At 71.0% G+C, this 4,869-nt stretch carries 6 protein-coding genes; 1 reads left to right on the top strand and 5 read right to left on the bottom strand.

Annotation, left to right across the window (positions count from 1 at the left end; translation table 11 throughout):
* Positions 1-19: 19 nt before the first annotated feature.
* The 5 genes from CNO22_RS28625 to CNO22_RS25540 all read right to left on the bottom strand — a co-directional run bounded on the left by CNO22_RS28625 (position 20) and on the right by CNO22_RS25540 (position 4,310).
* Positions 20-259 carry a LysM peptidoglycan-binding domain-containing protein gene (locus CNO22_RS28625; RefSeq protein WP_198588604.1) on the bottom strand — a complete coding sequence of 80 codons (240 nt, stop codon included), beginning with the start codon at positions 257-259 and terminating at the stop codon, positions 20-22.
* Between the two features lie 182 nt (positions 260-441).
* On the bottom strand, positions 442-2,019 hold the full coding sequence (locus CNO22_RS25550) for a hypothetical protein (protein WP_157937125.1): 1,578 nt from the start codon (positions 2,017-2,019) through the stop codon (positions 442-444).
* A gap of 54 nt (positions 2,020-2,073) precedes the next feature.
* The gene (locus tag CNO22_RS25545) at positions 2,074-2,412 is read right to left on the bottom strand and encodes a hypothetical protein (RefSeq protein ID WP_157937124.1); all 339 of its coding nucleotides are present in this window, start codon (positions 2,410-2,412) and stop codon (positions 2,074-2,076) included.
* Positions 2,413-2,525: 113 nt separating this feature from the next.
* Positions 2,526-3,158 (bottom strand): hypothetical protein, encoded by a 633-nt coding sequence (locus tag CNO22_RS28015; protein WP_157937123.1) that lies wholly within the window; start codon positions 3,156-3,158, stop codon positions 2,526-2,528.
* Positions 3,159-3,200: 42 nt separating this feature from the next.
* Positions 3,201-4,310 carry an IS630 family transposase gene (locus CNO22_RS25540; protein ID WP_198588603.1) on the bottom strand — a complete coding sequence of 370 codons (1,110 nt, stop codon included), beginning with the start codon at positions 4,308-4,310 and terminating at the stop codon, positions 3,201-3,203.
* Positions 4,311-4,407: 97 nt separating this feature from the next.
* Between CNO22_RS25540 and CNO22_RS25535 the strand changes: the two genes are divergently transcribed.
* Positions 4,408-4,776, top strand: a complete 369-nt coding sequence (locus CNO22_RS25535; protein ID WP_100502062.1) for a hypothetical protein — start codon at positions 4,408-4,410, stop codon at positions 4,774-4,776.
* Positions 4,777-4,869 lie beyond the last annotated feature (93 nt).

The raw sequence follows: 4,869 nt of genomic DNA, 5'->3' as shown, positions 1-4,869 counted from the left end.
CGCCTGGTAACGGGGCCGCTCACCACCTAATCAGGCGTTTCTGCACGTCAACCGGCAGATTCACGTCACCAGACGGGCTCACAGCTGCGGAACGCGAGCTGGAGGGCGTTCTGGAATCGGCGCCCGGGACAGTGAGCCGCTGGCCGACGCGCAGGTAGGCCGGGTCGGGCCCGATGGCCGTGCGGTTGGCGGCATAGAGCTGCTGCCAGTCGGTGCCGTAGCGGGCGGCGATCGCGCTGAGGGTGTCGCCCGGGCGCACCGTGTACGTGTCGCCCGAGCCCGGCTCGGCCGAACCCGAGCCACCGACCGCGGGGCCGCCCTGCAGAAGCGCTGCCTTCCGGTGCGACGGAAACCGGCCTGGCAGATCCGGCAGCGCGCTGGCCCGGGCGTCATCGCGGTGTCGTCTCCGAACGGGTCGTCGGCCGGCGCGGGCTTGCGGGGCTACCGGCCGGACCGCCGCTCGTACAGCAATAGCCTCCCGTCCGCGGTCTCCCTCACGAGCCGGAAGCCCTCGTCAAGCTGTCTCAGCACGTCCCGTGCGTCCGCGGGCGGCCGTCGTGCCGCCTCGTCCTGCCACAGCAGCACGTAGCGCAGCTCGGGCACCGCCGACAGGTCCACCTGCGGGGGCACCTGCTCGAGGTCTCCGAGCGCGTCGAACGCGTTGCGGCCGGGCCGGAAGCGGATCGGGAAGTAGCTCGTCGCCGCCTCGTAGTGCCCCGCGTCGACCCCGGCGGTCAGGACGGCCACGAGCGAGGGCGCGTGCAGGAGGGGGTCCTGGTCGAGTGGCCTGAAACGGCTCGCCTCGGGCTCCTCCCCGCGCAGCCGGAAGCCGACGAGCAGCGACTGCGGCTCGACGGATGAGCTCAGCTCGCGGTACGCCTCGATCTTCCGGTCCACGTCGAGCTGGACGGGCAGCCGCACGACCACCATGCCCAGGGCCACGATGCAGCCGGCCGCGGTCGCCGTTACCCGCAGCCAGGCGGCCGGCCGAACGGCCGCAGCGGCCAGCAGCAGCAGCAGCGGCACGAACACCGACAGACGCGCGTGCATCAACCCGCCCTGTCCCAGGTTTTCGGGCACGACGACGTAGAGAGCGAGCGTCAGGACCAGGGTGAGCAGTGCCGGCGCACGCCAGTCGGTCCGCCCGGACCGCAGCTCGCGCGCCAGCGCGACGAGCAGCAGGACCAGGCTGCTCACCAGCAGGAGCAGGAGCAGGTACTCCAGCCGCGAGTACGTGACGAGCGGCAGTCGCAGCGTGAGCAGGTCGAACAGGTGGTGCGGCAACTGGCGGTACCCGAGGCCGAACTCGCCGCTGGCGGGGCGGGCGAGGAACGCCAGGGTGAGCACGGCCACGGGGACCAGCGCCAGCGCGGGAGGCGCGACGCGCCCGACGAGCTCACGGCGAGAGGACGGCGGTCGGCGGTGCAGGTCGACCGCCGCGCTCGTGCACAGGAACAGGGCGAGCATGACCAGAGGCACGAGGTGCGTGACGTAGCACAGGAGGAGGATCGCGGTGAGGCCGAGCGCCGAACGCGTGCTCCAGCTCGCCCGGTGCCGTTGTACGTGGGCGACGCCGAGGAGGAAGGCCACCAGGGCGAAGCAGAAGTTGTAGAAGCCCCACATGAGGAACGTGTTCGTCGCGAGCACGAGCCCGACGGGGACGATCCACGAGGCATCGGGTCGCACCGACAGCACAGCTCGCCGCAGGGCGAGGGGGAAGGCCACAAGGTATAGACCGACCAGCAGCTTCTCGGCCGTCGTCGGGGTCACCACCTCGAGGAGCCCCGCCAGCAGGTGCTGGGTGAGCAGGTTGGGCAACGGGAAGCGGTCCCGGTAGTAGTAGGTGTCGTAGATCTCCTGCGGAGCTCCGCCGAGGACCGCGGCACCGAGCAGGTGCGCGGGTCCGTCCACGCTTCCGACGTTCGACAGCAGGACCAACGGCACCAGCTGCACCGCGACGACCGCCACGACCGCGACGTCGGCTCCGCTCAGGCGGCCGAGGCGGACCCTCGTGCTCACCACGCCCGGCCCCCCACGGCACGGCGCGGGCGCGACCGGGAGGTCATGTGCGGCTCACCGCTCCGCTCGTCTTCGAGCGGGCACGTCTGCCGCGGGACAGCTGAGGAGGTCGCGGCTCTGTCCGGTGACCTGGACGTCCTCGACCTGGCCGTTGCGCTGCGGCCCCCAGCCCCGCAGGTCCGCATGCTCGAAGTAGAAGTTTTCCCTCTCCACGAGGCACAGGGGTTGGCCGCGTAGGGCGGTCAGGGTGCGGGCCAGGCCTTCGCACTGGCCTTCGTAGGTCCGGTAGTCGGGGTTGGACACGAGCCAGACGACGTGTTCCCCGGCCGTCTGCGACAGGCGCCTGCCGTAGGCCTGGAAGTCGGCCTGCCGGTTTCGCTGCTCGTAGTCCACCCAGTCCACCCGGGACGGTCCCCTGCTCGGTCGGGTACACCTGCTGCGTCAGGCCGGCGGGGAGGAGTCGACTGACTGCCGGCCCGAGTCGGTCGGGGCAGTACACGACGAAGTCACCCGGTAGAGCTTCGGCGCGCAGGGCAGCCGCAACAACCGCGGCTTGTGTCTTGTCGGTCCTCGCGAGGTTCGGGATCGAACCAGCGAACCCGAGAAGCACGACGAGCGCCAGGATCACCACCCGCGCCGGAGGGGGCAGCCGTGACAGCCCGACGGTGACCAGCAGCAGGAACAGCGGAAAGACCAAGCTGGTGTATCTTCCGGCGAAGGCTCCCCCCGGTCAGCTTGCCGATGACGAGTCCGAGCAGCAGGGTGCCCCCGGTCACGATCGCCAGCGCCCGGCCGGGCGGTCGCCCGCGCAGGTCGAACTCGACCTGGTAGCCGACGACCCGGGCGGCTCCGGCGCCCAGCAGTCCCAGGAGCACGAGCAGCAGAGCCAGGGGTCTGGGTTTGCCGCCGCTCCACGACGCGCCCGCCCACTCGCCCACCGACTCCAGCGCCGCGGACAGTCCTGCCGACTCTCCCCAAGGAGTACCGGTGTGGGCCAGCTGGAACAGGAACGACGGGAGCCGGGGCAGGAACAGCAGCCCGCCCATGAGCCAGTCGACCGCGAGCGCTGCCGCTGCCTCCCAGCCGCGGTGCGGGTCATCGTCAGGCACCCATGCGGCTGCGTACTCCACCTCCGTCATGGCTGCTGACGCTAGTGGTCCCCGTCGTTGATTCGTCGGGGGTCATGCTGCCAGCGGTTCGTGGATGTCAAGCCGTTCGAGCAGCCGGTGGAGGGACCTGCGTCCGAAGTGCCAGTCGAAGGGCTCGGCGGTGGCGTTGTAGCGGTCCTGGAAGGACAGCAGGCGCTGGGCCAACTCGTCGAGGCCGGCGAAGTCACCCGGCTTGATCACTTTGCGCTGCACGATGGAGAAGAAGATCTCCACCTGGTTCAGCCGGCTGGCATGGATCGGTAGGTGCACCAGTTCGGCGGTCGGCCAGGTAGTGCGCATGCGCTGGATGGAGCGGGCGCCGTTGTGCGAGGAGCCGTTGTCGACGATCCAGAACACCCGGGCCGCGCTGGCGTAGGGCTCGGTGGTCATCACCTGCTCGACCAGCTCGCCGAACGGCTCGATCCCGGTGGTCGAGGCGGTGCGGCCAATCACCCGGGCGGCGTGGACGTCGTAGGCGGCCAGGTAGGCCAGGGTGCCGCCACGGCGGTACTCGAACTCCTGCCGGCGAATCCGGCCCGGCGCCGGCGGCAGATCGGGGTGGCGCCGCCGCAGGGCTTGCAGCTGGGACTTCTCATCGGCGCTGAGCACATACTCGTCCTCGCCGAGCGACTGGCCTTGCCAGATCCGGTCGTACAGGTCGAGCACGCGGGCGGCCTTGGCTGCGAAGTCCGGGTCGCGGGGAAAGATCCACGACCGGTGCCGCCAGGGGCGGATGGCATCGGCGCGGAGCCAGCGGCCGACCGTCGACGGCGAGATGGTCTCGATCACCCCGCGGGTGACCGCCGCGGCGGCCAACTCGGTATAGCTCCACCGCGCCAGCGGCACGTCGGACTCGGCCGGCAGCTCGCAGGCCAGCGCCTTCACCTCGGCCTCGGCGGTCTTGGGAAAGGTGCGCCGCCGGCCCGGCCGCGGCCGGTCGACCAGCCCGGGCAGGCCTCGCGCACAGAACCGGGCCCGCCACTTGCGCACCGTGTCGGTGCAGACGCCCAGCCGGCGGGCGCTCTCGGCGTTCGACGTGCCGTCGGCGGCGGCCAGCACGATGCGGGCGCGCAGCACCTTCCGGTGCGCGCACCGCTGCGACCGCGCCCGGGCGGTCAACACCCGGCGGTCGGTGTCGGTCACCACTACCCGATGGGGGCTGGCCAGTGCCATTGCTGTTTGTCCCGCCGCCGGCGTCGATCCCGACGGTGCCACGCCGCCCGGCGGTCAGGATGAGGCGATGGCGAAGAGGATCCCGGACTCCACGAAGAACTCGCTGCACTGGCGGCTGGCCACCCGTGCCCGCGAACGCTGGCCGGACCTGGCCGAGGTGCGGATGCGCTACCGGGCCGGCTTCGCCTACGTCGACGGCGTCCTGCCCGACGGTGAGGTTCTCCAGCTGTGCCGACTGCGCTACGTCGGCTCGGCCACCACCTGGGGCTTCGCCATCTACCGGGCCAGCCACGACGACTACGAAGACAACGTCCTGCCCAGCGGCTCACCCACCGGCACCGCCGAAGAAGCCCTCGACTGCGCCTGCAGCCTCTACCTGACCAACCCGACCATCTGGGCGCTAGACCCCCGACGAATCAACGACGGGGACCACTAAAGATCATTAAGGGTAGGAGTTACGGGTTCTGCCGATAGTCGGTCGGACCCAGCTGACAGCCGGCGCAGCCTGCGCTATGCCGGTGGCATGCGG

Source organism: Geodermatophilus chilensis (assembly GCF_002802985.1).
In the GTDB taxonomy this organism is placed as follows: Bacteria; Actinomycetota; Actinomycetes; order Mycobacteriales; family Geodermatophilaceae; genus Geodermatophilus; species Geodermatophilus chilensis.
Note: the sequence above shows the minus strand (reverse complement) of the source record. Positions and strands in the feature narration are given on the sequence as shown.